This window comes from Chryseobacterium takakiae, from assembly GCF_900129385.1.
Taxonomy (GTDB): Bacteria; Bacteroidota; Bacteroidia; order Flavobacteriales; family Weeksellaceae; genus Chryseobacterium; species Chryseobacterium takakiae.
The window spans coordinates 135827-160940 of the sequence record NZ_FQVO01000001.1 but is presented as its reverse complement, the minus strand read 5'-3'; the positions used below and the strand labels follow the sequence as shown (position 1 = coordinate 160940).

21 protein-coding genes are annotated in these 25114 nt (G+C 38.1%); 16 read left to right on the top strand and 5 right to left on the bottom strand.

All coding sequences use genetic code 11. From position 1 onward, the window contains the following. Positions 1-11 precede the first annotated feature (11 nt). From BUA76_RS00765 to BUA76_RS00720, 10 genes are all read left to right on the top strand, one after another. Positions 12-1874 carry an endonuclease gene (locus BUA76_RS00765; RefSeq protein WP_072882678.1) on the top strand — a complete coding sequence of 621 codons (1863 nt, stop codon included), beginning with the start codon at positions 12-14 and terminating at the stop codon, positions 1872-1874. Between the two features lie 249 nt (positions 1875-2123). Continuing rightward, complete coding sequence (locus BUA76_RS00760) at positions 2124-2564, top strand: GPW/gp25 family protein (protein ID WP_072882676.1); 441 nt, start codon at positions 2124-2126, stop codon at positions 2562-2564. Positions 2565-2588: 24 nt separating this feature from the next. After that, positions 2589-4466 (top strand): type VI secretion system baseplate subunit TssF, encoded by a 1878-nt coding sequence (locus BUA76_RS00755; protein ID WP_072882674.1) that lies wholly within the window; start codon positions 2589-2591, stop codon positions 4464-4466. A 38-nt stretch (positions 4467-4504) separates the two neighbouring features. Further along, positions 4505-5431 (top strand): DUF3829 domain-containing protein, encoded by a 927-nt coding sequence (locus BUA76_RS00750; protein WP_072882672.1) that lies wholly within the window; start codon positions 4505-4507, stop codon positions 5429-5431. Positions 5432-5613: 182 nt separating this feature from the next. After that, on the top strand, positions 5614-8445 hold the full coding sequence (gene uvrA, locus BUA76_RS00745; RefSeq protein ID WP_072882670.1) for an excinuclease ABC subunit UvrA: 2832 nt from the start codon (positions 5614-5616) through the stop codon (positions 8443-8445). Positions 8446-8452: 7 nt separating this feature from the next. Next, positions 8453-9055, top strand: coding sequence for a hypothetical protein (locus tag BUA76_RS00740; RefSeq protein WP_072882668.1), 603 nt, complete (start codon positions 8453-8455; stop codon positions 9053-9055). A 255-nt stretch (positions 9056-9310) separates the two neighbouring features. After that, positions 9311-9715, top strand: coding sequence for a hypothetical protein (locus tag BUA76_RS00735; RefSeq protein WP_072882665.1), 405 nt, complete (start codon positions 9311-9313; stop codon positions 9713-9715). Positions 9716-9838: 123 nt separating this feature from the next. Continuing rightward, positions 9839-10714 carry a GTPase Era gene (gene era / locus BUA76_RS00730; RefSeq protein ID WP_072882662.1) on the top strand — a complete coding sequence of 292 codons (876 nt, stop codon included), beginning with the start codon at positions 9839-9841 and terminating at the stop codon, positions 10712-10714. A 68-nt stretch (positions 10715-10782) separates the two neighbouring features. Beyond that, positions 10783-11214 (top strand): DoxX family protein, encoded by a 432-nt coding sequence (locus BUA76_RS00725; RefSeq protein ID WP_072882660.1) that lies wholly within the window; start codon positions 10783-10785, stop codon positions 11212-11214. Between the two features lie 101 nt (positions 11215-11315). Beyond that, positions 11316-13718, top strand: coding sequence for an alpha/beta hydrolase family protein (locus BUA76_RS00720; protein ID WP_083573122.1), 2403 nt, complete (start codon positions 11316-11318; stop codon positions 13716-13718). A 368-nt stretch (positions 13719-14086) separates the two neighbouring features. Here the strand turns inward: BUA76_RS00720 and BUA76_RS00715 are convergent, their stop codons facing one another. After that, the gene (locus BUA76_RS00715; protein ID WP_072882658.1) at positions 14087-14779 is read right to left on the bottom strand and encodes an HAD family hydrolase; all 693 of its coding nucleotides are present in this window, start codon (positions 14777-14779) and stop codon (positions 14087-14089) included. An 83-nt stretch (positions 14780-14862) separates the two neighbouring features. On the opposite strand from BUA76_RS00715, the gene BUA76_RS00710 reads away from it, so the two are divergent. Together BUA76_RS00710 and BUA76_RS00705 are read left to right on the top strand one after the other, a co-directional pair. Continuing rightward, a complete protein-coding gene (locus BUA76_RS00710) occupies positions 14863-15441 on the top strand; it encodes a Crp/Fnr family transcriptional regulator (protein WP_072882655.1) in 579 nt (192 codons plus the stop codon). 51 nt (positions 15442-15492) lie between these two features. Continuing rightward, positions 15493-15996 carry a GNAT family N-acetyltransferase gene (locus BUA76_RS00705; protein WP_072883351.1) on the top strand — a complete coding sequence of 168 codons (504 nt, stop codon included), beginning with the start codon at positions 15493-15495 and terminating at the stop codon, positions 15994-15996. Here the strand turns inward: BUA76_RS00705 and BUA76_RS00700 are convergent, their stop codons facing one another. Next, entirely contained in the window at positions 15997-18444 is a 2448-nt protein-coding gene (locus BUA76_RS00700; protein WP_262484263.1) for a ligase-associated DNA damage response DEXH box helicase, read from the bottom strand. A gap of 143 nt (positions 18445-18587) precedes the next feature. On the opposite strand from BUA76_RS00700, the gene BUA76_RS00695 reads away from it, so the two are divergent. Continuing rightward, positions 18588-18839, top strand: coding sequence for a type II toxin-antitoxin system ParD family antitoxin (locus BUA76_RS00695; protein WP_072882653.1), 252 nt, complete (start codon positions 18588-18590; stop codon positions 18837-18839). After that, positions 18832-19131: a type II toxin-antitoxin system RelE/ParE family toxin gene (locus BUA76_RS00690; protein WP_072882650.1), complete on the top strand. Its 300-nt coding sequence runs from the start codon at positions 18832-18834 to the stop codon at positions 19129-19131. The genes BUA76_RS00695 and BUA76_RS00690 overlap by 8 nt, the downstream gene beginning before the upstream one ends. A 12-nt stretch (positions 19132-19143) precedes the next feature. On the opposite strand, the gene BUA76_RS00685 is transcribed toward BUA76_RS00690, so the two are convergent. Genes BUA76_RS00685 through BUA76_RS00675 form a run of 3 tightly spaced genes read right to left on the bottom strand, consistent with a single transcriptional unit; the run spans position 19144 to position 23321 of the window. Beyond that, complete coding sequence (locus BUA76_RS00685; protein ID WP_072882648.1) at positions 19144-20724, bottom strand: ATP-dependent DNA ligase; 1581 nt, start codon at positions 20722-20724, stop codon at positions 19144-19146. A gap of 33 nt (positions 20725-20757) precedes the next feature. Continuing rightward, positions 20758-21774, bottom strand: coding sequence for a ligase-associated DNA damage response exonuclease (locus tag BUA76_RS00680; RefSeq protein ID WP_072882646.1), 1017 nt, complete (start codon positions 21772-21774; stop codon positions 20758-20760). Positions 21775-21827: 53 nt separating this feature from the next. Beyond that, the gene (locus BUA76_RS00675) at positions 21828-23321 is read right to left on the bottom strand and encodes an aminotransferase-like domain-containing protein (RefSeq protein WP_072882643.1); all 1494 of its coding nucleotides are present in this window, start codon (positions 23319-23321) and stop codon (positions 21828-21830) included. Between the two features lie 66 nt (positions 23322-23387). On the opposite strand from BUA76_RS00675, the gene BUA76_RS00670 reads away from it, so the two are divergent. Both BUA76_RS00670 and BUA76_RS00665 read left to right on the top strand, forming a co-directional pair. Then, on the top strand, positions 23388-24014 hold the full coding sequence (locus BUA76_RS00670) for a hypothetical protein (protein ID WP_072882641.1): 627 nt from the start codon (positions 23388-23390) through the stop codon (positions 24012-24014). Next, entirely contained in the window at positions 24004-25113 is a 1110-nt protein-coding gene (locus tag BUA76_RS00665; protein WP_072882638.1) for an aminotransferase class I/II-fold pyridoxal phosphate-dependent enzyme, read from the top strand. Before BUA76_RS00670 ends, BUA76_RS00665 begins: the two co-directional genes overlap by 11 nt. Position 25114: the final 1 nt, after the last annotated feature.

Genomic DNA, 25114 nt, shown 5'->3' with positions numbered 1-25114 from the left:
ATTTTTACGGTATGAAAAAATTTCTACATATTACCATTCTTATAGTATGTTATTCTGCAGCCCAGGCTCCGGCGGGATATTATAACGGAACAGCAGGTTTATCAGGCTATGCTTTGAAGGCCAAACTTCATGATATTATCTCTGAAAAAAATATCAACTGGCATTATGGTGATCTCACCAATTATTATAACCAGACAGACCTGGATCGGTATTATGATCATGGCGCCTCTAACACAACCATATTACTGGATATTTATTCAGAAAAGCCGTCCGGTCCTGATGCTTACGAATATACAACGGCAGATATTATTGGGAGCGCCAGCGCGGAAGGCCAGGGCTGGAACAGGGAACACATGATGCCTCAAAGTACGTTTTACAGTAATTATCCTATGTATTCGGATTTATTTTATGTGGTTCCCACGGATGCCAGGATCAACCAGCTAAGGAGCAATTACCCTTACGGAATTGCAGGATCTCCGGTTTATTATACTTTCAGCAATTCATCTAAAATTGCAAAATCTGCCATTCCCGGAATAGCTTATACTGGTCGCGTTTATGAACCGATTGATGAGTTTAAAGGAGATGTAGCAAGAAGTCTTCTTTATTTTGCTGTACGGTATGAAGGAAAACTGGGAACTTTTAATTTTAACAATAATACCAATCCGGCTTCAGATACCAATCCGCTGGACGGAACCGAAGAAAGAGCCTATGATCCTGCCTATATTGCAATGCTGCTTCAGTGGCATCAGCAGGATCCTGTTTCTCAAAGGGAAATCGACAGGAATAATGCAGTGTACGCTATTCAGAAGAACAGAAATCCGTTTATTGATAATCCTTCGTGGGCAAATGCAATCTGGAGCCAGACTCCGGATGCAACAGTACCGCAAAGCCCTGCCAATTTAACGGTTACACAAAACAGCGCTTACTTTGTTACCCTCAACTGGACGCCAAGCACAAGCACTGATGTAATAGGTTATAAAGTGTATCAGAATGGAAATCTGGTAGCGACAACGAAAGGGTCTACATTCAGTGCGGATCATTTAACACCTACCACAACCTATACCTTTACAGTAAAAGCATACGACAACGGCTATTTACTTTCTCCAGACAGCAATACCGTTTCCACGACAACTTTAGCGTCAGATGTCTATGCTAAAGATCTTTTTGTTTCGAAATACCTTGAAGGAAGCTCAAACAATAAAGGTCTTGAAATCACCAACAGAACAGGTCACCCCGTCAATCTGAGTGATTACAGATTGTCTATCCAGTTTCCGAGCGGATCCAATTACTATTTTCCTGATCCTTATGAATTGGAAGGCATCATACAAAACAATGAAACGTTTGTGGTATTAAATCCCGATGCTAATTTTCCATGCTATACCATCAGCCAGGCAAAGTTTGTTACAGCAGCGCCGCAGATGACATTCTCCGGAAGCCAGTATTTGGAATTGAGATATAAATCGACTACCGTTGATGCAATCGGTGTTCCTTCTACAAACAATTCTTCGGTATTAGGAAATGTTTCTTTATACAGAAAAGCCGCTATTAACCAGCCAAATACGGTGTTCAATAGCAATGAATGGGACTCTTATCCTTCCAATTACTGTCAGAATCTGGGAGTGCTTTCGGTATCAGATCTGGTTTCATCAGGAAACACGTTCAGGATTTATCCGAATCCGGCTCAGGAGGAAATTTTTATTGAAGGAAAAACCGATCAGATAAAGTCGGTACAAATTTTTGACTTCTCAGGAAAATTGATGTATTCTAAAAAATTACCATTTAAAAATAGAAAGAGTATTTCAGTTCAGAACCTAGTTTCGGGATCTTATCTTCTTAAAATTGATGATGCTGTTTATCAGTTTATTAAAAAATAATTCTTGTAAGATATAAAGCAGGCTTCGGGGCTTCAAACAAAGTTTGAAGCCCCGAAGCCTTTAAACAAATTAGATCATGCAATTCTTTCATGCGAAATAAGCGATCTTAATTTCTTTACTCTTCAAAAATTAAACAGTTTAAAACATTCATTAATTTTAAAATTTTACTGTACAATATTTCGTTAAAAATCATTAATTTGGTATTGTCTTCTCATAAACGACATTTTGAAGTAATAAAGAAGCAGAATTATGGACACACCAAATTACAGAATGCCTTTTGTTCCGTCTACCTTAATGACGGAAGGAGGAAGCATCGACACATGCGATATGGGAGAAAGCATCGCCCATAACATCATGCTGTTGATCACCACTAAAAAAGGCGAAAACAGATATGATGAAAATTACGGAAATGATGTCTGGAACCTGGAGTTCGATAATGGCGTTACCAGCGCCGTCTGGGAGACGGTCTTCATTAAAAGCCTCAAAAGGCAGATTCAGGAATACGAACCCCGGATTGTCAATCCGCAAATTGATGCCCATATTCAGATTGTGGAGCACACCTACGATACAAAAGAACATACCGAAATCAAAAAGAAAGTAAAAATTGCCATCAATGCAAAAATGGAAGCTACCGGAGAACGTTTCAGCTTTTCTACGGAACTGTTTCTCAGCCCGATGTCAATTTATTAATTTCTAATACCGCAATCACAAAATATGAATTTAGACCAGAATATATATTCCAAAGAATCGGTAAAGGCGAGAATGCTTCAGAATGCCACTAAAGTATGGGGACTGAAAAGCCCTCAGTCGCTTGACCCATTTGTAAAACTGCTGATTGACGCTTTCAGCACGGAAGTTTTTAAAGCTAATAATGAAATACAGACGGTAAACGCCAGAATCCTTGAAAAGCTGGCAAAACTCTTAACTCCGTCCATATATACCCACCCGGTTCCGGCACATGCTATTGCTTTTACGCAGCCTTTCGAATCTTCAGAAATCCTGTTGGAGCATACCGAGTTTTTTTTTAGAAAACATATGACCTCCACCATCAAATCGGAATCCGATAAGCAGATTAACATTCCTTTTACACCGGTAGGAAATGTGAGGATCAATAAAGTACAGACAGCCGTGATGTTTGTCGGCAATACCTGCTACAGCATTGATGAGCGACTTAATAAGATCCCGATTGCAAGATTCCAGGGAAAGCCTGAAGACTATCGCAAAGTAACCATCGGCATTGATGTCAGTAAATATTCTCAGGAAACTTTTCCGAAATATGTAAGCATTTACTGCTCCAACCCCGCATTTGAGCATCTAGATTTCACGTACAAGCTATTGCCTTATATTACGGTTACAAGCAATGGAAATCCACTTTTTATTAAGGAAGGATTAACCTATTATAAAAATACGGAGGCTGAAGGATATGAACAGATTTTTTACGAACAGTCAATACGCAATAAAATTATTGAAGATGTAAAAAGCATTTATCATCATAAATTCATCGAAGTAAGCGGAATCTCAAATTCATTATTTTCCGAACCCGGCCAGCTTCCGGAAAATCTGAGTTATGTTGATTATAAAGAAGAAATTACCAAATATATTGAGGGAAAGCGTTACCTGTGGCTCACATTTGAGTTTCCACCGCAATTTTCCGCAGAAATTCTTGATAATTTTTCCTTTGTCCTAAATGCCTTTCCCATCTATAACCGCGGCTGGAAAAAAACAGAATACAGTCTCGACATTATGGGAAATAATATCCCGCTGGTTACCGATGAAGGCGAGCATTTCCTGTATGTTGATGAAGTTCAGGACGGTGACGGAAGACGCTATACCGAAATTCCTTTTACCCCGAACGACAATCTGAAAAAAGGCTTGTACACCGTAAGAAAAGGCGGAATGGAGCGTTTTACGAATAGAAACGCAGTTGATATGATCGCCAATGTTCTTGAACTTACCCGCGATGAGATCGCTGCTTTTTCTTTATTAAACAGAGATAATGTAAAAGGTTTGCTGAGCGAAATGTCCGATAAAATGAAATCAATGGTTCAGAAAGTAAACAATGCCAAAAGAAGCATTAAACAGGAGCTGAACTATGTAATTATGGAGCCGGTTGAAAAAACAGATCATACCTACGCTTCGTTCTGGATAACCCATTGTACCCTTGCCAACCACGTGCGTCCAGGAACAGAATTATCCAACCAGCTAAAATCCCAGGTTCTTATCCTGCTCAGTGAAACCATCGGCGGGGCAGAAGAGCAAAAAGGGACAGACAGTATCCAGGCATATAAATATGCATTAACCACAAGGGATAAAATCATTTCCCTGGAAGATGTTAAAAACTATTGCCGCATGGTTCTGAAAGACGAATTGAAAGAAGTCCGGGTGAAACGCGGAACCATGATCAGCAATAAACCGAAGGAAGGATTCATAAGAACCGTAGAAGTTGAAATTGTACCGAATAATTATTCGTTCTACGGAAGATTATACTGGGAAAATATGGCCAACATCCTGAGAAACCAGATTATTCTTAAAGCCATCGACGGCATAGAATATGTAGTGAAGGTTACGAATGAAGATACCGATTTTTCCTGATCAGTAATTATACAATAAATACCATATCAAATATTTTTATGAAAAAAATGATGACGATTGCACTTGCCCTGTCGGTGAGTGTAACAGCAGTAAGCTGTAAAAAAGGGCTTGATAAAATAGAAAATGCAGTAACAAAGTCTGGAGAAGACAAGTCTCAGGCTATTATTGATTTTAACAACAATTTCCTTGATTCCTACAAAAGCTCTTCCAGACATGTAGAAAACATTGTTGAATATGCCGAAGCGGCCGTAAAAAAATCTAAAGGAGAAACCGTCTACAGCATGCCGATGGTGATCAACTCCATGGATTATTCTTTAAGCAAAATTAAAGGCGTTCCTTCCGGTTTTGATAGCGAACAGAAAATTATTGAAACAGAACTCGTAACCTATAAGAGAAGGCGGGAAAGTATTGAGAAAAAATATGAGGAACTGAAATCTTATATCACTTCCGAGGATTATAAAGACGACCAGGGCGCAAAAGCACTGGCTTTGCAAAAAGATATTAATGCAGAAGCAAAAGCATTTTTCCTGGCAGGTGATAATATTGTTGCCAAAATAAAACCTGCCACTGAAGCCGCAGAAGAAGTTATTTTAAAAGATCATCCGATGAAAGATTATATTGTTTCATCCAAATCTGTGATGAATACTCTGGATGCCGTCATGGATGTTCTCGATAAACAATACACACAAGGTTTCAATGAAGCGGAAGCACAGAAAAATTACGACGAACTGGAAAAAGCGGTTGACGTGAATGCAAAAAAACAATTCGACGTAGCAGGACAGCAGTATGCCTATAAAAAGACCCTGTTTGAAAACTTCAATAAAAGGGCGACTGAGTTTCTTGACAAATACAGGAAGCTGATCAGGGATTCTAAAACGGGCAATAAGATTCCGGATAGTAACATCCAGGAAATCAGCTCTGCTTATGATTCTGTCCTGAATTCTTATAATTCTTTTGTACAATAAATTTTAAATTAATATAATTCATACCGGTAAATCATACCGGTATTTTTATATAGATTAATATTTTGAAATTAAAAATCATACGAAGATGAAGGATCAATATTCTAACGTTTTTTAACACAGAAAATTCCATAAAATTCCGTAATTTTGCACATCGTGATTTTCATGTAAAATCACACCAAATTATGAGTAAATCAACAGAATATATAGAAGTTTACGGTGCGCGCGAGCACAATCTGAAAAACATCAATGTCAAAATTCCCCGAAACGAACTTGTTGTGATTACCGGTCTTTCAGGAAGCGGAAAATCATCACTGGCTTTTGATACGATTTTCGCGGAAGGCCAGCGTCGCTATATCGAAACATTTTCGGCTTATGCAAGACAATTTCTTGGCGGACTGGAACGACCTGATGTTGACAAAATTGAAGGATTGTCGCCCGTAATTGCCATCGAACAGAAAACAACGAACAAAAACCCGCGTTCAACCGTAGGAACCGTAACGGAATTGTATGATTTCCTGCGTCTCCTTTTTGCAAGAGTTTCGGATGCCTATTCTCAAACTACAGGAAAAAAGCTGGTAAGCTACACCGAAGAGCAGATTCTCGAAACCATTAAACAAAATTATAAAGGCGAAAAAATCATGCTGATGGCTCCTGTCGTAAGAGCCAGAAAAGGGCATTACCATGAGCTTTTCGTGCAGATGGCCAAAAAAGGGTATGGACAGGCAAGAATTGACGGTGAACTGCAGGATATTGAATATGATCTGAAACTCGACCGTTACAAAACCCACGATATTGATATCGTGATTGACCGCTGGATTATCGGGGAAAGCGCTTCCGAAAACAGAATGGAAAAATCCCTACGTACAGCAATGGAAATGGGAGAGGGCCTTATCGGAATCCAAAAGCTGGGAAGCAACGATATTGAATATTTTTCTAAAAATTTAATGGATGCCGAAACCGGTCATTCACTCGCTTTGCCGGAACCGAATACCTTTTCGTTCAACTCGCCGAAAGGAAGCTGTCCAACCTGTAAAGGACTGGGAACCATTAAAAAAATCAACACCGATTATTTTATTGAAAATCCTAAACTATCCATCAACCAGGGAGGTTTACTGCCTTTGGAAGACCTTAAATCCAATAAATGGATCCTTTCCCAGATCAAAAATATCCTTGAAATTTTTGGATTAGGGCTCACAACGCCTATGAAGGATATTCCACAGGAAGCATTGGATTATATGTACAACGGCTGTCATAAAGAGTTCAACAAAGACCTGAAATACGCCGGAATTACGAAAAAAATCAAAATAAGCTTTGATGGTCTGATTGCCTTCATGGAAGAAATCATCGAAGACAGGGAATCCTACGAAGCGATACTTCTCGAAAGACATTTCACTACGGAAGAAACATGCCCGGAATGCAAAGGAACACGTCTTCAGCCTTCCAGTCTCAGCTTCAAAATTGACGGAAAAAATATTGCTGAAGTCAATGCTTTAAGCCTTATCGATCTAAAGGAATGGCTGGCCGATGTTAAAAATAAATTTTCCGAGAAAAACGCAATTATTGCCCACGAAATATTAAAAGAAATCGAAACAAGACTTCAGTTTCTGCTGGATGTAGGGTTAGATTATTTAAGCCTGAGCAGAAGTTCCAGAACGCTTTCCGGAGGAGAATCTCAGAGAATTCGTCTGGCGACGCAGATTGGATCCCAATTGGTGAATGTTCTTTATATTTTGGATGAACCCAGTATCGGACTCCACCAGCGAGACAACGAACGGTTAATCAATTCCTTGAAAAATCTGCGTGATATAGGAAATTCCGTGTTGGTGGTGGAGCACGACAAAGATATGATCCTCGAAGCTGATGAGGTATTGGATATCGGGCCGAGAGCCGGAAAATTCGGTGGCGAAATTCTGTGGCAGGGAAAACCGAAAGATCTTTTGAAAGCAGATACGATCACCGCACAGTACATCAACGGAAAAAGAAAGATCGAAATTCCTGCGGAACGACGCAAAGGAAACGGTAAAAATATTGTACTGAAAGGAGCAACCGGAAATAACCTTAAAAATGTTACCCTTACTGTTCCTTTAGGAAAACTCGTGGTGGTTACGGGAATCTCAGGAAGCGGAAAATCTTCCCTGATCAACGGAACTTTATACCCGATATTGAACAGGCATTTTTACAGAGCGGTTCAGGAACCTTTGCCGTATAAAAAAATTGAAGGTCTTGAAAACATTGATAAGATTGTAGATGTAGACCAGACGCCAATCGGAAGAACTCCACGTTCCAATCCTGCAACCTACACCGGGATGTTTACCGACATCCGAAATCTTTTTGCAGAGTTGCCTGAAAGCAAAATCCGTGGTTACAAACCCGGAAGATTCTCTTTCAATGTAAAAGGTGGAAGATGCGAAACCTGTCAGGGAGGCGGTCTGAAAGTTATTGAAATGAATTTCCTGCCGGACGTGTATGTTCACTGTGAAACCTGCAATGGGAAGCGATTCAACAGGGAAACTTTAGAGGTTCGTTACAAAGGAAAATCGATTTCCGATGTGCTGGATATGACGATTGATGAAGCCGTGGAATTCTTCCAGCCGATTCCAAAAATTTATTCCAGAGTGAAAACGCTGCACGATGTAGGTTTAGGGTATATCACATTGGGACAGCAGTCAACGACGTTAAGTGGAGGAGAGGCACAGCGTATTAAATTAGCTACGGAACTTGCCAAAAGACAAACCGGAAATACATTGTACATTCTCGATGAACCGACCACCGGACTTCATTTTGAAGATGTAAAAATTCTGATGGATGCGATCAACCAGCTGGTGGAATTAGGAAATTCCTTCATCATTATTGAACATAACATGGATGTTATTAAGCTTGCAGACCACATCATCGACGTTGGTCCGGAAGGCGGAAAGCACGGCGGACAGATCGTTGCCCAGGGAACACCCGAGGAAATCGTGAAGTCGAAGAAGAGTCTGACAGGGAAGTTTTTGAAGAGGGAACTGGAGTAAAAAGTATATGAATATTTTAAATCAAAAAGACGGAAGAAACAAAAAGTATTTTGAAATTCAGGAAGATGGAGTTTTCGTAAGGACGTTATTTGCAAAAGAACTTAATGAATACAAAGTTCACTTTAACGATATTCAGAATGATGAATCCGTATTTAGAAAATCAAAAGATCCTATATTGATTGGGATTGTTGTTTCAGTTATTTTAAACTCAATATTACTGACGATTTTTATTAATGATAATTATAATCTATCTTTTTCAGCAGGAATGATCGTGTTTGGGATTGCCATAATTCCGTCATTACTAGTAACTGCTTTGTGTAATAATGAATTTAAAAAGGATAATTCTAAAAGCCTTGCTGCTACAAAACCTCTTATATTTTCTTATAGTAACAAGCAAATGACCGAGGTAGATTCCTTCATTTCAAAAATTAAAGAATGTAAGAAAAATTATTATCTGAAAACTTACTATAAAGTAGATAATCTGATTCCACCGCATATTCAGATTTCCAGAATTCACTGGTTATATGAAAATCAATATATTACAGAAAGTGATGCAACATTTATCATTGCTGAAATTAACAGTAAGAAGATTATTGACGGATTATATTAAAAGAACCTTAAGTTTATAATAGAATATGGCTGAAACATTTAAGTTTTGGCCTTTTTCAGCTCATAATTTCACTTCCAATATTAAATTTTCAATTATTTTAAAAATTTAAAACACTGTAAATCAATAATTTAATATTTAATGTTAACTCAATGTTAACTCAATGTTAACTGTATGTAAAATTAATATGAATTTTTTTATATATCTTTGGTAAAGAGTTAGTAGAAAATTTAAAACAACCCTTAAAACCAACGAGTTATGAAAAATAAAATTCAGATAGTAATCTCTTCTTTATTAGTTTGTGGATTTGCAGCTGTAATGAATACAGCAAAAGCGCAAGCTACCAATAATAACACCATTCAGGAAGTACAGTTGAATAAAGCCGATGCATTCAATGAAATAAGAAATCTACTGATGGCTAATTTCGATTTTACCAATTCCGATTACAAACAGGGAATTGTAAATTCTGAAGTAAAATTTGACATCGCCGAAAACGGAAAAATCGTCAATGTTCACTCCAAAGGCGACTGCAAAAACGTAAGCAGAGAAATAGAAAACGTATTGAGCAAGCTGCAATACAGAATAGACAGCAGAAAATTAACCGAAAATATGCTCGCTTCTAGCTATGTAATGCCGGTAAGAGTGGATATCAACAACAGATAACAGTATATTAATTGAAAAAGCCCCCGGAAATAAAGTATTTTCGGGGGCTTATTATTTTAAATCTCAGGAATAGGCCGAAAGACCAGATTTGTTTTATTAACTTTGCAGTTCAATATAATTTTTATGCACAAAGCAGGATTTGTAAATATCGTCGGGAAACCGAATGCCGGGAAATCAACCTTACTCAATCAGTTAATGGGCGAGAAGCTGGCCATTGTTACCCAGAAAGCACAGACCACACGCCACAGAATTTTTGGAATTTATAATGAAGAAGATTTGCAGATCGTATTTTCCGATACGCCGGGAGTTTTAGATCCCAAGTACGGCTTACAGGAAAAGATGATGGATTTTGTGAAAGATTCCCTTCAGGATGCAGACGTATTCCTGTTCATCGTTGATGTTACCGACAAAGCAGAACCTTCAGAATTTTTAATTGATAAACTGAATAAAATCCCTGTACCGGTTTTATTGTTGCTGAATAAAGTAGATCAGACCAACCAGGAAGGACTTGAAAAGCTGGTTGAAACCTGGCATGAACGGATCCCTAAAGCCGAGATTCTCCCGATTTCCGCACTGAATGCTTTTAACACCGACATTATTTTACCGAAACTGAAATCATTGCTTCCGGAAAATCCCCCGTATTACGATAAAGACCAGTATACTGACAAACCGGAACGGTTTTTCGTAAATGAGGCCATCCGCGAAAAAATCTTACTGAACTATGATAAGGAAATTCCGTATTCGGTAGAAGTGGTGACGGAGCAGTTCAAGGAAAAGGAAGGAATTATCTTCATCGATTCTATTATCTATGTGGAAAGGGATACTCAGAAAGGTATTGTAATTGGCCATAAAGGTGAGGCTATTAAAAAAGTAGGAACAGAATCAAGACTGGATCTGGAAAAATTTTTCAATAAAAAAATCCACCTGAATCTTTTTGTAAAGGTGAAAAAAGACTGGAGAAAAAACGACAGAGATCTCAAAAACTTTGGGTACAGGTAAACTAAAACAGACAGAAAAGACGTTCTATTAAAAAGATTTTCATTATATTTAATTTAAATTTTAACTTAATGAACTATTTGAACACTGCAAATTCTAATACGGTTTTTAAAGATATTATTTTATTATTGGTGAGAGTTTTTATTGGTTTCGCCATGCTGTCTCACGGATTCCCCAAACTTCAGATGCTTTTGGAAGGCGGAAAAATTGAGTTTTTCGATTTCCTGGGAATGGGGCCAACCCTATCTTTAACGCTGACTGTCTTTGCAGAGTTTGTGTGTTCCATTCTTCTTATTTTAGGACTGTTTACAAGAGTTGCCCTGGGTTTTCTCACATTTACGATGATCATCGCAGCATTTGTAGTTCATGGGGCCGATCCTTTTGAAAAGCGGGAGATGAGCCTTATTTATCTTTCAGTATATCTTTTGCTAATAGCTTTCGGACCCGGAAAAATCTCTGTCGATTATATGATCGAAAAAAGAAAAAGAGCCACCGAGTGGTAATCACAATACAGGCAGCAATTTTTTTGCTGCTTTTTTTATTTTATTTAAATAAAGTCTGGTTAACATAAAATTCATTAATTTCGTCAAAAAGAGAATATATAATGAAGATAAAGCTAACCATTTGCCTTCTCGCGTTTCTTAATTTTTATGATGCGCAGGAAAATATCACCTATCAGAAACCATCTGCTGAGATCCTTAAGCTGGCAGATTATGAAAGACCTCCGAGTGTTTTAATGAACAGCAAAAAAGACTGGATTGTTTTCAGCTACCGCCCAACCTATAAAACCCTTGAAGACCTGAACCAGCAGGAAATGAAGCTTGGCGGTTTAAGAATAAATCCCGTAACCAATATTTCAAGCTCCGTTACCTACATCAATAATCTGAAAGTAAGAAAGCTGAATGATAAAACAGAAGTTCAGGTTAAAAACTTACCTCAGAAACCTAAAATTGCGTTTACCTCATTTTCTCCGGATGAAAAATCTTTTGCCTTTACAAATACCACCAGTAAAGGCGTAGAACTCTGGATGGTTGATCTGGAAACGGCAACGGCAAGAAAAATTACTTCTGACAACCTGAACGCCAATCTGGGAAGCCCTTATACGTGGAACAAAGATTCTAAAAATCTACTGATCAAAGTTCTTCCACAGAACAGACCGGCGTTGATTGATTCAAGTAAAGATCTTCCGACAGGACCTATTGTTTCCACTTCCGATGGTAAGGTTTCGCAAAACAGGACCTATCAGGATTTGCTTAAAAATCCTCAGGATGAAAAGAACTTTGAAATTCTTACCGCTTCCGAAATTTATAATGTCGATTTTCAGGGAAATCTTAAGAAAATAAAAGATCAGGACATGTATACCGGTCTTAGCTATTCTCCGGATGGAAACTACCTGATGGCCACAACCATTAAAAAACCATTTTCCTATATTGTGCCATTAAGCCGCTTTCCGATGACCACAACAGTTTACGATACCAACGGAAATGTGGTAAAAGTGGTAAATGAAATTCCTTTGAATGAAATTATGCCGAAAGGGTTTTCATCGGTAAGAATGGGAAAAAGAGATATGGGATGGAGAAGCGATATGCCTGCAACGTTGGTTTTTGCGGAAGCTTTGGACGGCGGAGACCAGTCCAAACCGGCAGATTTCAGGGATGAAATTTTCACCTGGGAAGCTCCATTCAGCAATGCCCCGAAATCGTTCTTCAAAACAAAACAAAGATATGAAGGAACAAGCTGGACCAATGACCATTATGCTATTGTTTCGGAAGGATGGTATGATACAAGAAATACAAAATCTTATTTAATTGATCTTAACAATGGCGAATCTAAAATAATTGACGACAGAAATTATCAGGATGTTTACAATGATCCGGGAAATTTCAATACTACCAAAAACCAATACGGAAGATATGTGGTTGATATGAAAGGAGGGAAGTCCTACCTGATCGGAGCAGGATTCACCAAAGACGGGCAGCACCCTTTCCTTGATGAAATGGACATGAAAACGTTAAAGAAAAAAAGGCTCTACACCTCCAATCTTAAAAATGCGAAAGAAGAAATTATCGATATCCTGAATCCGGCCAAAGGTGAAATTTTAACCACCCAACAGTCGTCAAGTCAATATCCAAATTACTACAGGAAAAATATAAAATCCAATAAATCGGAACCGGTAACACAGTTTGCCAATCCGTTTGAAAGCATAAAAGATGTTTACAAGGAAGTTATTACGTATAAAAGAAATGACGGGGTAACATTAACGGGAACGCTTTATCTTCCTGCCGGTTACGACAGAAAGGCAAAGACCGAAAAACTTCCGTTGTTGATCTGGGCTTATCCTACGGAATATAAAGATAAAAATACGGCCGGACAAAACACGCAAAACCCGAATGACTTCACATTTCCGTATTACGGATCTTTTGTTTACTGGACAACCAAAGGTTATGCGGTTCTGGATGATGCTGCATTCCCGATTATCGGAGAAGGAAAAACAGAACCAAACGACACTTTTATTCCGCAGTTGGTTGCGAATGCAGAAGCTGCCATTGATGCGGTTGATCAGCTCGGATATATCGACCGTAAAAAAGTTGCCGTGGGAGGACATTCTTACGGAGCCTTTATGACAGCCAATCTTTTAACACATTCCAAACTTTTTGCCTGCGGAATTGCGAGAAGCGGAGCCTATAACCGTACATTGACGCCTTTCGGGTTCCAGAGTGAACAGAGAAATTATTGGGATGTTCCGGAAATTTATAATACGATGTCACCATTTATGAATGCGGACAAAATGAAAACGCCTTTATTGCTTGTTCACGGTGATGCCGACAATAATCCGGGAACATTCACGCTTCAGACGGAACGCTATTTCCAGGCATTGAAAAACCTCGGCGCTCCGGTAAAAATGGTTCTTTTGCCTAAGGAAGCCCACGGTTATGTAGCGAAAGAAAACATTCTGCATTTGCTTTGGGAGCAGGATCAGTTCCTGGAAAAATGCCTGAAGAAATAATATTAATTCATATCATTAAAATGTCCTTAAAGTTTTAGCTTTAAGGACTTTTTTATTTAACCACAAAAGACGAAAGATTTAATGCTACATTTCAAGCGTATCAATAACAGTAAAAGAGTACAAGAGTTAAGAGATTGTTTAAATCTATAATTATACAACATTAAGAAATTAAGTCATGTTAGCTTAAAAAACTTAATACCAATCAATGTATTGATTTCTTAATTATTATCAGTTTAATTTACTTAAATTCTTAATGTTAATTTTAAGCTTAATGTTAATTTTAAGAATAAACAAAGTTTATTTTCATTTAGAACATTAAGAAAGCTATAAAATTTATTAAGTAGAATAAACTTTTGTATCTTCTGCCGTTAATTAATATAATCCAAAATCTCACGAATGTTTTTAAGTTCCATAAAACGTTCAGATTCCGGTTTTTGTTCGTGCTGTTCATGTGCCCAGGTAAGATGATAAGGAATATGAGCTGCATAGCTGCCCGTTTCCAGCACCGGAAGAATATCAGATTTTATAGAATTTCCAACCATCAGAAATTGTTCAGGCTGACAATCCAGATGCCGGACCAGCTTCTGATAATCGCTTGTTTTTTTATCACTCATAATTTCAATATGATGAAAATAATCCAGCAACCCTGATTTTTTAAGCTTCCTTTCCTGATCCAGCAGGTCACCTTTTGTAGCAACCACAAGCCTGTATTTTCCTTTCAGTTGATCGAGGGTTTCGGCAACGCCGTCCAGAAGTTCAACCGGTTTTTGTAAAAGTTCGTGTCCGATTTCAATGATTTTCCGGGTTAGTGATGCGTGATTCGTCCCAGACGAAAGCTTTCCTGCGGTTTCTATCATACACAGCATAAAGCCTTTCACGCCATAGCCGTAAAGCTGAAGATTCTTCATTTCAGTAATAAATAATTCTTCTGAAACCATTTTATTTGGCAGTTCATCTTTAAAAAGTTCACAGAAAGCAGATTCGGCTTCGTGAAAATACGTTTCGTTTACCCAAAGCGTATCATCGGCATCAAAAGCGATGGTATGGACAGAATTCATAATACGTTAAAATTAGATTTTGTAATTTTCCGCTCCAAAATTCAGAAATAAATATCAACCAAAAAAGGACATTTGTCCCGATTATTATGCTGAGAACGAATCAACCATTTTTAGACTATCTGGAAACGCTTTATGAGAAACAGCCGGAAAAGGAAAATATCATTATTAAATCCTATGCTAAAGGAGAACGATTGCTCACCCAGAATGAAACTTCCACAAAGATCATGCTCATTAGAAGCGGTATTACCAAATGTTATTTTATAGAAGAGAATGACAAAGAATATATTGTTGAATTTTTAGGCAAAGGCGAAATTATCGGCGAGATTGAAGTCATTAAAAATGTTCCCTGCCTTTGTTCTATTGAAGCCATCAGTGAAGTTACGGTGTATGCGATGTCGATCCCGTATTTTAAAGATTTGCTTAAAAATGATTTAGGCCTGAATAATTTTCTGCTCGATGTTTTTGCACAACGTATTGTCAACACCTCAAGCAGGGCATCGTATCAGCAGCTTCACACGACGGAGCACACGCTCAACCAGTTTCTGGAATTAAAATCAAAAGAAATGGAAATTTCAAAAGAAGATATGGCTGCTTATCTGGGAATCAGTGTGAGAAGCCTGAACCGGAGCCTGAAAGAACTGAAAGATCCCGAAGCCGAAGAATAATCCTATCAAAAAGAAATCTTCATGTATATTTGCAGATAAATGCTGCCGTTTATGGAAGAACTGACCTTCAGAAATGCCACCCTTGAAGATTTACCTACAATTGTTGATATTTACAATTCTACCATTCCTTCCCGAATGGTAACTGCCGATACCGAAAATGTTTCGGTGGAAAGCAAAGTACAATGGTTTCATGAGCATAACCCGGAAAATCGTCCGCTCTGGATGGTTGAAGATAAAGCAAAGAATATTTTAGGCTGGGTAAGCTTTTCGTCATTCTACGGAAGACCTGCGTACAATGGAACGGTGGAAGTCAGCATTTATATGGATGAAAGCTGCCGCGGAAAAGGATTCGGTAAACAAGTTCTTCAATATTGTATTGACAATGCCGGGAAATTCGGAGTGAAAACATTCTTAGGATTTATTTTTCTTCACAACGAACCAAGCCTGAAGCTTTTCAGACATTTTGGATTTGAAGACTGGGGAACTTTTCCGAATGTTGCCGTGCTGGATGGAGTAGAAAGAACATTGGTCATTCTTGGCAAAAGAATAAGCTGATTACCTGACTTTTTTTGCCTGTTCCACCAACCTTTTGATTCTGGAATCCAGATCTTCACTGGAAAGGGTCTGACGGAGACTGTCGACTTTTATCGGGAAGCTCAATGGCGTAAAAGAATTGGCAAATTTTAAAATTATTTTTGACTTTTCAATTCGTTTAAATGCTTCCACAAGCCGCTGCTCCTGAAGCTGCATATTGAATACTTCGGTATAAGACTGTCTCACGAGAAAATGATCAGGGTCATAATCTTCCAGTACTTTAAAAATAAGTCCGGCCGAACTTTGCAACGATTTATTGGAACGCTGCTGCCCTGGGAAGTTCTGAATGACCATTCCTGAAATTACCGCAATATCTCGAAATTTACGCCTCGCCATTTCGGCTGCATTAATACTTGAAATAACATCCGTCATTAAGTTCTCACGAGTCAGAATCTTTTCTAAATTATCTTCATTCAGCGGAATTTGTTTATCGCTGAATAATTCAAAACCATAATCATTCATCGCCATGGAAAATGAAATCGGAGCCAGCTTTGAAATACGGTACGCAATCAGGGCCGCCATTACTTCATGAACCAGCCTTCCTTCAAAAGGATACATAAATAAATGGTAACCTTCCCGGTTTTTGATTAATTCCACCAGAAATTCGTCTTCTTCCGGAATATGAGACCGTTCTTCCTGATTGGCAAGCAAAGGATGCAGAAATTTTAATTCTTTTTCAGAAGATTTAGGATTTAGCGCACCCGAAAGTTTTTCCCTTAAAAACTGACCTAGATTGGAACTTAAAGGCAGTCTTCCGCCCAGATAACTTGGTGCAAAAGCTTTTCCTTTGGAAGCCCTTACGAAAACCGTCATGTCTTTAATCATGGCGACTTCCAGAACGCGCCCTGCAAGAATAAATTTATCCTCTTTTTTTAATCTCGAAATAAAATATTCTTCCACCATCCCGATGTAACCGCCGGAAATAAATTTTACCTTCAGCATGGCATCACTTACAATCACTCCCATGTTCATCCGGTGAAGCATCGAAATTCTTCTGGATGTTACTTTATACAGTCCGTCTTCATCAATAACCACTTTATGAAATTCTTCATAGCTTTTCAGTGCCTTTCCGCCGATGGTTAAAAAATCAAGAATATTTTTCCATTCTTCGTCCGTCATCTGCTGAAATGCAAAAGTTTGTTTAATCTGCGGAAACATTTCATCAGGATAAAACCCATCGCCGATGGCAAGTGTCATGAGAAACTGCACCAATACATCAAAACATAAGACCTGCGGGTCTCGTGGTTCAATTACATTGTTTTTTACGGCTTCCTTCAATGCGGAAACCTCAATTAATTCTAAAGAGTGGGTCGGAACGCAGTAAATTTTGGAAGTTTCGAAAGGGGAGTGGCCGCTTCGTCCGGCCCGCTGCAAAAACCTTGCAACTCCTTTTGCAGAACCGATCTGTATTACCGTATCAACCGGTTTAAAATCAATTCCCAAATCTAAAGATGAGGTGGATACCACGGCTTTCAGTTTTCCGTTGCTCAGGTTTTCTTCAATCCAGATCCTTAGATGCGCGTCAATCGAACTGTGATGAATGGCAATTTGTCCGGCAAAATCCGGATAGGCATCCAGCAGAAGCTGATACCACATTTCGCTCTGGCTTCTGGTATTGGTAAAAACAATGGTTGAGTTGGAATTCAGGATAATCGGTACGACTTTATCTGCCAGTTTATGCCCAAGATGCCCTGCCCACGGAAGAATCTCCACTTCATCCGGAAATACGGAAAGAATATCAATTTTCTTTTTCTCTTTTGCGGTAATTTTTGTTTTTTTTACATGATAAGGAATTAAAACTTCCATCGCTTCATCCAGATTTCCTATCGTAGCCGTAATTCCCCAGATTTTAAGTTTCGGAACATATTTCCTGAGCTGAGAGATTCCCAGCTCAACCATTACGCCGCGTTTGGAACCCAGCAATTCATGCCATTCGTCAATGACGATGGTCTGCAAATTCTGAAAAAACCGCTGATGCTTTTTTTGTCCGAGCAGCAAATGAAGGCTTTCGGGAGTTGCGACAAGAATTTCAGGCATGTTTTTAACCTGCTGCTGGCGAACTTTTGGATCTGTATCTCCATTTCTTACGCCTACTGCCCAGTCTAACCCAATCTCGTCAATGGCTTCCTGCATCGCTTTGGCAATATCTTTTGAGAGCGATCGGAGAGGGGTGATCCAAATCATTTTCAATCCTTTTCCGTATTTTTCCGGACGATTCAGAAAGTCTGAAATCAATGCTAAAAAAACTGAATAGGTTTTTCCGAAACCTGTGGGGGCAACAACCATTCCGCTATACCCATTTCCGAACTTTTTCCAGGTTTCAACCTGAAATTTGAAAGGGGAAATGTTTTTATCAGCCATCCAGTTTTGGATGATTTGGTAGCCGTCGGTATTTTCGAATGTTGTCAAGTTTTTTATTTAATTAATACAATTATAATCACCGTAAAACAGTATCTCAATAATTATTCCATCAATTTAATGAAAAATTTTTAAGTTGAATTTTTGGTAAATTACCAAAAATTGGTAACTTTAATTCATTAAAAATAAATGCGATGGGAAGAAATACATCAGTCTCTTTAGGAGATTATTTTGAAGATTTTGTTGATTCTAAAATTTCTGAAGGCAGATTTAAGAATGCCAGTGAAGTAATAAGAGCGGGATTAAGGCTTTTGGAACAAGAGGAAAACAAAATACAGATGCTTAAAAATGCGGTTGAGGAAGGTATAAGCAGTGGGATTGCACATGACTTTAATCCGCAGAAACATTTAGAATTGATGAAATCCAATCTGAAAAAAAATGGGTAGTTATTTCCTGACCAATAAAGCAGTTGAAGATATTACAAAAATATATGAATACACTTACGAATTTTGGTCAGAAAAGCAAGCAGATATTTATTATGAAGAACTGATTAATTTCTTTCACTTATTGTGTGAGAATCCATATATCGGAAAAAATTATACCGAAATAAGATTTGATGTTTATGGTTTTACAGCCAATAAACATATCATTTTTTACAGAATTCTGAATCCGGCTGAGATTGAAATTGAAAGAATTTTGGGCGCAGAAATGGATTTAAAAAACCGGATAAAGGAATAATTATCAAACCAGTTACTGCATCAATTTCTTAATTTCCTCAAGATCATCAATTTCATCAACCTTTTTATCTTTACGCCATCTTAGAATTCTTGGAAACCTTAAGGCAACACCGCTTTTATGACGGTTACTGAAGCCAATTCCCTCAAAAGCAATTTCAAAAACAAGCTCCGGTTTTACCGTTCTTACCGGCCCGAATTTTTCAATAGCATTTTTATTGACAAACTTACTGACTTCCATAATTTCTTTATCCGTAAGACCTGAATAGGCTTTTGCAATAGTCACCAGCTTATCTTCATTTTTTACGGCAAACGTATAGTCGGTGTAATAGGCGCTTCTTCTTCCGCTTCCTTTCTGGGCATAGATCAGAACGGCATCAATCGTCAGCGGGCTGATTTTCCATTTCCACCAATCCCCTTTTTTTCTTCCCGAATGATACTGAGAATTCTTCTGTTTCAGCATCAATCCTTCACTGTTAATATCTCTTGAATTTTCACGGATATTGTTTAGTTCATTCCAGTTTTCAAAGGGTATTACTTCTGAAATTTTAATATTTTCGGGATTTTCATTGAGTAATAATTCTTCCAGCATCGCTCTTCTTGCAGAGATCGGTTTTTCCCTTAAATCGTTGTTTTCAAGTTCCAGAAGATCGTACGCAAATACCTGAATCGGGATTTCGGAAAGCATTTTTTTAGTTAAAGTTTTCCTGTTTAATCTTTTCTGTAATTCATTAAAATTTAAAACCTTACCCTCTTTCACCGCAAGTATTTCTCCATCTATCACAAAGTCTCCTTTCATATTCTGAACCACTTCTTTTATTTCCGGAAACTGATCGGTAACGAGCTCTTCGCCGCGGGACCAGATAAACACTTCATCGTTTCTGCGGATAATCTGTCCACGGATTCCGTCCCACTTGTATTCAATAAGCCATTCATCAGGCTCTCCTAATTCTTCCAAATCTTTTTCCAAAGCATAGGCCAGACAGAAAGGGTAGGGTTTGGAATTATCCGGATTGATATTTTCTGCGGAAATCAGCTCACGAAAGGAAACCTCATCAGGCTGCCATTTTCCCATAAGGCTGTGCATTAATGTGCTTGATTCCTGATGAGAAAACTTCGTTAAGGCATTGATCAGTGTTTTATCCGAAACCCCGATCCGGAAGCTTCCTCCTAATAATTTATTAAAGATAAGCCTTTCGGTATAATCCAATCCGTTCCATGAATTGAGGACAAATTCTTTTTTTTCCTGGTCGGTTTTGTTTTTCAGATTAATAATTTCATTCATCCAATCGGACAGAGAGCGGTCTATTTTTTCCGTTGGCGGCGGCAGAATCAATGAAATCGTTTCTCCGAGATCTCCCACGGAAGAATAACTTTCCTGAAAAAGCCAGAATGGCAATTGGGTAATTTCCAAAGCCCATTCTTTCATATAGTTGGTATTGACATTCCGCTTTGGTCTTTTGCCGGTAAACAGCGCTATAAACCAAACTTTATCTTCATCGGGGGCACGCTCCAGGTAATCGATAATGGCATCGATTTTAGCATTGGTTTTATTGGTGCTTTCGAGAGCGTTGATAAGATCTGCGAAATGTTTCATTTTTTATTAATTATATAGACAAACCTTCAAGGTTTAATTTTCTAGTATTTCTTTCTCTTTTTCCTCTTCGTCATCATCTCCGTAAAGCGTTTCCACTACATCCGATTGAATTCCGATTTCGTTTAAATATTTGGAAAAAACTTCTGTCTGTCCGTGTGTTACGTGAACCAATTCGGCTTCGGTAGCTTTTATGGCCTGTAGAAGCCCTTTCCAGTCGGCATGATCACTCATTGCAAAACCGGCATCCGCACTTCGCCATCTTCTTGCTCCGCGCACCTGCATCCATCCGGAACATATCGCTGTTGCCGCATTGGGGATTTTTTTAATGACATTGGAATCCAGTAAAGCGGGTGGTACAATGACAATTTCATCCTGAAGATTCTTTACACTTTCCCTGAAATCAGGAATTTCATAATCCGGAAGATCAATTCCTACCGTTTCGAAAGCTTCATTCAGCTTTCCGATGGAATAATGGACATGAATTTTTCCAAGCCCTTCAACCGCTTTCATAATTCGCTGGGCTTTACCCAAAGAATAGCCGATAAACACGGAAGTTTTCTGATTTTCTTTATTCTTTAGCACCCAGTTCTGGAGTTTTTTATTCAGATCTTCTGTTTCCAGCCAATTATAAATGGGAAGTCCGAAAGTACTTTCGGTAACAAATTCATTACACCGTACCAGTTCAAAAGGAGTACTCAAACCGTCATCCTGTACTTTATAATCTCCGGAAACCACACTTACATATCCTTTATATTCCAGTCTGATCTGTGCAGAACCGATAATATGACCGGCAGGATGAAGCGAAACTTTTACGCCATTGATATCGATCACTTCACCATATTCCACACTCTGGCATTCAATATCCTCACTGATTCTTTTATACAAAATCGGCTTTGTGTAGTGATGGCAAAGGTATTTTTTCATTCCCCAGCGTGCGTGGTCTGCATGTCCGTGTGTGATGACCGCAAGATCAACAGGTCTCCACGGATCAATATAAAATTTACCCTGCGGACAATAAATGCCTTTGTTTGTAAATGTAATTAATTTCAATGGTGTAAAGATTTAGAAACCTATATTCAAAAATCCAACCAAAATAAATAGTCTTAGTTTTTATCTCCTATTAATATACTTTTTACATTCATTGAAAGAATTTCAACCGCTTTTTCCATCTCACTTTCTGTAAAATTTCCGAAACCGAGACGCATTGCCGTGAGCTTCCGGTTCTGATACAGCAAATTTTTAGGAATAAAAAGATTATTTCGGGCACACTTCTTTGAAAGATTCATAAGATTTACCGGCTTTTTCCATTCTGCCCAGAAGGCCAGTCCGCCTGAAGGAATTTTAAAATTGATAAATTCATCCAGATGATGTTTAAGCAAATAAGCAAAACAATCTCTTCGTTCTTTATAGATTTTCAACGATTTTTTCAGATAACGGTTGATTTCTCCTTCAGCAATCATTTCCCCGAGAACATGTTCCATCAAAATATCGCCCTGCCTGTCGATGATACCCAGATACTTTCTCATTTCCGTCATCACATTTTCCGGAGCTACAATAAAACCGGTACGAAATCCCGGAGCCAGCAATTTTCCGAATGAGCCAATATAAACAACCATGCCTTTTGTATCTGCGCTTGCCAACGGAAGAATAGGACTTTTGTCATAATGAAAATCATAATCGTAATCATCTTCAAGAATGATAAAACCGAATTCCTGAGATAAATTTAAAAGTTCCAGTCTTCTTTTTGCACTTAAGGTAACCGTAGTAGGATAGTGATGATGAGGGGTAAGATACAGCATCCTGATTTTTTGTTTTTCACAAATTTTCCGGACTTCTTCCACATTGATGCCTTCATCATCTATTGAAACGGTCCGAATGGTAACTCCTGTCCTTTGAAAGATCATATTGACAGAAAAATAACTAAGTTCACCTACCAGAACCGTATCACCTTCAGACAACAGAATTTCTGAAACAATATACATGCTCATCTCAGTGCTTCTTGTAATAAGGAGATTATTTTTTGAGATCGGTAATCCTCTTGATAAATTTAAATATTGTGAAAGATGATGTTTAAAAAATTCACTTCCATCAGAATTGTATTGTCCGATTTTATGTGCTTTCCTTTTTAAAATAGAGCTGTAAATCCCGGAATACTGATCTACCTGTGTAAGTCGGATATCAGGAATCCCATCATTAAAAATATAGTCGCATTCAGAATGTTCAAAAGGATTATCCAGGATATTGGAAGTTTTAAAAGAAAATCCGGATTGTTTAGGATAATTTTCAAGATGATGATTTCTAATGGATTCCACCGTCGCAGTATTTTGTTCTTTTCCTATCACAAATGTTCCTTTGTTCGGAAAACTTTCTATCCAGCCCTGAGCAAGCAGTTCATCATAGACAGAAACAATTGTATTTCGGTGGACATTCAGAAGCGTGCTAAGCGTTCTCGTTCCGGGAAGCTTGGTTCCGTAGGGTAGAAATCCGCGCTGAATGGCATTGATCAGCTGATTGGAAATCTGAATATAAACAAAAACATCAGATGATCTGTTTATTGTTATAAAACTTTGATAGGGAATTAAAACCGGACTACTCATTATCTTAAAACTGGTACCATATAACCATCCGGCAATATACTACTTTTGAATTAAAATAATAAAGAAATGATACTTTATAAACTTCTTGAAAGAATTGTTAGTGATCATCATACTCACGCCAAATGGCTGAATACCTTGTCCTATATGGAAAACGCAGGTGCAAGGAAAATTTCCGCCTGTGAGCATCCTTCTGAAGTAAATCTTATTCAGCTGAAACATGCAGCGGAAGAACACCGGCATGCGTATTACCTTAAAAAACAGATCAATAAAATTACTTCATCTACTTGTGAAAATTACCAACAGCAATATTTGCTTGCATCAGCCTCTACCAGACACTATCTTCATTGTTTAGATATTAAAACTTGTAAATATCTGCAACAAAAATTTTCATTATCGAAAGAGCAATTAAAATATGCTGCCTATCTTTTTGTCACCTATGCGATTGAAGTTCGGGCAGACGAATTATATCCTGTTTACCAGGAAGTTCTTACGAAATATGGCTCAAAAGTTATGGTGAAATCTATTATTCTGGAAGAAGAAGGCCATCTGGAAGAAATGATTCACCAGCTTGATGAATTTTGCAAAGAATGGAAAATTCATGCTGAACATATTTTGAAGATTGAAAATGATCTTCACCAGCAATGGATCAACAGCATTTCACAGGAAATTTTGAAGGCAGAACATGTTGAATGATTTTTTACCATTTGAAGAAGCTTTAGCCAAAAGAAAACGGGAAGGAATTTTAAGAACATTACGTTCCGGGCAAAATGGGGTGGATTTTTATTCTAACGATTATCTCGGATTTGCAGGAAACAATGATTTCCAAAGCTTGCTTTTAAAAACAGTCCAGAAAAATCCTGCGTTGCTCAAAGGATGCACAGGTTCAAGACTCATCAGCGGAAATACTTCAATGATTACGGAAACGGAAGAATTCATTGCCAAAGAACATCAATGTGAATCGGCACTGCTTTTCCCATCGGGTTATAATGCCAATCTTGCTTTATTTGCTTCACTTCCAACTCGTCATGACACCGTTATCGTGGATGAAAAAATTCACCGCTCGGTACACGATGGCTGCAAATTGTCGAATGCTAAAAAATTAAAATTTAAACATAATAACTGTAATCATTTAGAAGATATTCTGAAAAAACAGTCTGGTACGGTTTATATTGCTGTTGAAAGCCTGTATTCGATGGATGGAGATTTTTGTCCGCTTCAGGAGATAGCAGAACTCGCTGCAAAATATCAGGCCGAACTTATTGTAGATGAGGCACATGCTTTTGGAGTTTTCGGATATGGTCTTGTTCACAGGTTTCAGCTTCATGAAAAAGTTTTTGCTACAGTTGTGACTTATGGAAAAGCATTGGGTACACATGGGGCTGCCATTCTTATCAACAACATAATAAAATCTTACCTCATCAATTTTGCCTCGCCTTTTATTTATACAACAGCCGCACATGACTTTTTATGGATGAGCATTTCCAGAGGATATGAATTTTTAAATGAAAATAAAGCAGCATCAGTTCAGCTGCAGGAAAATATCAGTGCTTTCCGGAAAGCGAATTTACAGACTCATTCTCACGAAAATAGTCCGATACAGGCGATTATAATTCCTAACAATCATAAAATGAGGATATTGGCAGAAACTTTATCCGATAACGGATTTTTAACCTATCCCATTTTCAGTCCGACTGTGAAAGAAGGTACGGAGAGATTAAGAATTTGTCTGCATAGCTTCAATACAGAAGAAGAAATCATAAAGCTTACAAAAATTATTAATGAATTTATCTAGA

Bases quoted from the DNA above. Each gene is read 5' to 3' on its own strand.
- BUA76_RS00750 (WP_072882672.1), top strand. From the start codon at position 4,505: ATGAAAAAAATGATGACGATTGCACTTGCCCTGTCGGTGAGTGTAACA.
- BUA76_RS00765 (WP_072882678.1), top strand. From the start codon at position 12: ATGAAAAAATTTCTACATATTACCATTCTTATAGTATGTTATTCTGCA.
- BUA76_RS00665 (WP_072882638.1), top strand. From the start codon at position 24,004: ATGTTGAATGATTTTTTACCATTTGAAGAAGCTTTAGCCAAAAGAAAA.
- era (WP_072882662.1), top strand. From the start codon at position 9,839: ATGCACAAAGCAGGATTTGTAAATATCGTCGGGAAACCGAATGCCGGG.
- BUA76_RS00755 (WP_072882674.1), top strand. From the start codon at position 2,589: ATGAATTTAGACCAGAATATATATTCCAAAGAATCGGTAAAGGCGAGA.
- BUA76_RS00685 (WP_072882648.1), bottom strand. From the start codon at position 20,724: ATGAAACATTTCGCAGATCTTATCAACGCTCTCGAAAGCACCAATAAA.
- BUA76_RS00735 (WP_072882665.1), top strand. From the start codon at position 9,311: ATGAAAAATAAAATTCAGATAGTAATCTCTTCTTTATTAGTTTGTGGA.
- BUA76_RS00710 (WP_072882655.1), top strand. From the start codon at position 14,863: ATGCTGAGAACGAATCAACCATTTTTAGACTATCTGGAAACGCTTTAT.
- BUA76_RS00670 (WP_072882641.1), top strand. From the start codon at position 23,388: ATGATACTTTATAAACTTCTTGAAAGAATTGTTAGTGATCATCATACT.
- BUA76_RS00725 (WP_072882660.1), top strand. From the start codon at position 10,783: ATGAACTATTTGAACACTGCAAATTCTAATACGGTTTTTAAAGATATT.
- BUA76_RS00675 (WP_072882643.1), bottom strand. From the start codon at position 23,321: ATGAGTAGTCCGGTTTTAATTCCCTATCAAAGTTTTATAACAATAAAC.
- BUA76_RS00695 (WP_072882653.1), top strand. From the start codon at position 18,588: ATGGGAAGAAATACATCAGTCTCTTTAGGAGATTATTTTGAAGATTTT.
- BUA76_RS00690 (WP_072882650.1), top strand. From the start codon at position 18,832: ATGGGTAGTTATTTCCTGACCAATAAAGCAGTTGAAGATATTACAAAA.
- BUA76_RS00720 (WP_083573122.1), top strand. From the start codon at position 11,316: ATGAAGATAAAGCTAACCATTTGCCTTCTCGCGTTTCTTAATTTTTAT.
- BUA76_RS00760 (WP_072882676.1), top strand. From the start codon at position 2,124: ATGGACACACCAAATTACAGAATGCCTTTTGTTCCGTCTACCTTAATG.
- uvrA (WP_072882670.1), top strand. From the start codon at position 5,614: ATGAGTAAATCAACAGAATATATAGAAGTTTACGGTGCGCGCGAGCAC.
- BUA76_RS00705 (WP_072883351.1), top strand. From the start codon at position 15,493: ATGGAAGAACTGACCTTCAGAAATGCCACCCTTGAAGATTTACCTACA.
- BUA76_RS00740 (WP_072882668.1), top strand. From the start codon at position 8,453: ATGAATATTTTAAATCAAAAAGACGGAAGAAACAAAAAGTATTTTGAA.